Source organism: Stieleria sp., from assembly GCF_041595215.1.
Classification (GTDB): domain Bacteria; phylum Planctomycetota; class Planctomycetia; order Pirellulales; family Pirellulaceae; genus Stieleria; species Stieleria magnilauensis.
In genome coordinates this window covers 1-2257 of the sequence record NZ_JBFHKV010001249.1, presented here as the reverse complement: position 1 = coordinate 2257, position 2257 = coordinate 1, and the positions used below count along the sequence as shown (strand labels likewise).

Sequence of the window (2257 nt, the reverse complement as noted above, 5' to 3'; positions counted from 1 at the left end):
TTGGTGCACCGACCTTTTCACGGATGAAGGTCGCGCAGAACGCGGGCACCACGGTCAGCGCCAAGATGTAGGACGCGCCGATGGTGAGCGTGGCGGCCAGTGACAGCGGGGTGAACAGGTACTTGATCATTCCGGTCAAGAACACCGCGGGCAGAAACACGGCAAGTGTGGTGACGGTGCCGGCCAGGATCGCGCCGGAGACTTCCGCCGTCCCGTCGCGGGCGGCATCGAGTGCGGACTTGCCCATCCGTTGGTGCCGAATCACGTTCTCGACGACGACGATTCCCGCATCGACGACCGTTCCAATTGCCAACGCGAGTCCGCCCAGGGTCATCACGTTGATGGTTTGGCCGCTGAACGCGAACCCGAGTGCCCCGATCAGGACGGCAAACACAATGACCGCCACGATGATCACCGTCGGCAGCAAGCGGCGGAGGAAAACGAGAACGACGATCGCAACCAGCAGGGCGCCCAAGCCGATTTGCGTCTGCAAGTTGGCCATCGCTTTTCGAATGTAGCTGGACTGATCGGACACCAACGTGACTTCGGTGGTCTCCGGGATGTCGCCACGTTCTTTCATCTTGGGGATTTCGCTGCCGATGCCTTCGTAGATTCGGTCGACCACGGCAATCGTGTTTTCGCCGGGTTCGCGAAGCAACGGGCAGTAGACGCTGCGTTTTCCATTGACGCGGACGATGTTGTATTGCAATGCCGCATCATCGACGACGCGGCCGACATCGCGAATGAAGATGGGGCGGTCGTCGCGGACGACGATCGGAATCGCTTCGATCTCTTCGATCGTCGGCAACGTGTTGCGGGGATGGATCTGGTAGTCGGTGCCGCCCAGCCGCGCCGTTCCGGCGGCCAGCACGAGGTTCGACTTTTGCATCGCGTCGACCACATCGGTGGCGCTGATGTGGTACGCCTGCAGTTTTGCCGGGTCGACGTAAACCATCATCTGGCGGAACTTGCCGCCGAAGGGGTGAGGGATTTGAACACCCTTGAGTCCACCCATCTTGTTCCGCACGGCGTAGTAACCGATTTGGTAGAGCTGGGATTCGCTCAGCCCTTCGCCGGAGATCGCCGCCAGCACGACCGGCAGGTTGGCCGGTTCACTGCGCAGGGTGAACGGCCACTCGATACCCGGCGGCAGGTGAAACATGTCACTGGCTTCCAGGTTGACGATGTCGTTCATCGCCGAACTGGCATCGGCACCGGGTTGAAAGAACACCTTGATGACCGCGGCGCCGGGAACGGTGCGCGATTCCTGGTGTTCGATTTTTCCGGCCAGGGTGAGGGCGCGTTCGACGCGTGACGTGACGGACTTTTCCATGTCCATCGTCGGCAGCCCGGGGTACGAAAAGAAACTGACGACGACCGGTTTTTTAAAGTCCGGTAGAATGTCGATCGTGATGCCGGGGATGACGGCTACCCCGAGCACGCACAGGGCGATCGATCCGGCCAGCACGGCGAAGCGGTTTCGTAGTGAAAAATCAATCAATCCCATCAGGGGCTATCCGAATCTCAGGGGCAATTGCTGGTGGGTCAGGCTGTGCCTGACGGAGGTTTGTCACCGGTGGGAGAGGCTTTCAGTCTGTCGAGGCTGAAATGACAGGCGGGAAGCCTAACCCACGGTACGTGTTACCTAGTTGGTCAGGATCGTGACCTTTTGGCCGTCGGTGAAACGCTTCAGGTGCGCATCGATGACCCGTTGGCCGGGCAACAGCCCCGAGCGGACTTGAATCGATTGGCCGTCATCGAGGCCGGTTTCGATGGACGCGACGGTGACGGTTTCGTTCTGGCCGACGACATAGACGTAGGCTTTCCCTTCTTCGCTGAACCGGATCGCGCGGGCGGGCAGCAGGTTGGCTGCCACTTTGCCGGACAGGTTGATCGATGCTTGGCCGAACATGCCGGGCAACAGCTTGCCGTCGGTGTTCTCCAATTCGACTTCGACGGTCATGGTCCGCGTGCTGCGATCCAGGCTTCCCGATCGCCGTGTGACGGCCGCTTTGATCGGGGGTTCGCCGGCGAACGAGGGGAACGTCAACGTGACTTCGTCGCCCGGATTGATGCGGGCCGCGTCGGTTTCGGGCACGGGAATGCGGACCCGGACCTTGTCGACTTGGTTGATCACCAAGAGCGGCCGCGTCGAGGCTTGGTCGCTGGCCTTGCCGACCAGGTCGCCGGGTTCGACGTTGCGCTGCGAGACGATGCCTGCGATCGGCGCCCGAACGGTGGCGTAGTCGATCATCAC

Annotated in this window: 2 protein-coding genes; both read right to left on the bottom strand. The window is 61.3% G+C overall.

Annotated features, from left to right (window positions below):
* Nucleotides 1-1507 (bottom strand): efflux RND transporter permease subunit (locus tag ABX749_RS30180; RefSeq protein ID WP_372899302.1); only part of this gene is annotated, 1507 nt, incomplete at its 3' end.
* Between the two features lie 138 nt (nucleotides 1508-1645).
* Nucleotides 1646-2257, bottom strand: a 612-nt coding sequence (locus ABX749_RS30175; protein ID WP_372899301.1) for an efflux RND transporter periplasmic adaptor subunit, incomplete at its 5' end; no start/stop codon positions are given.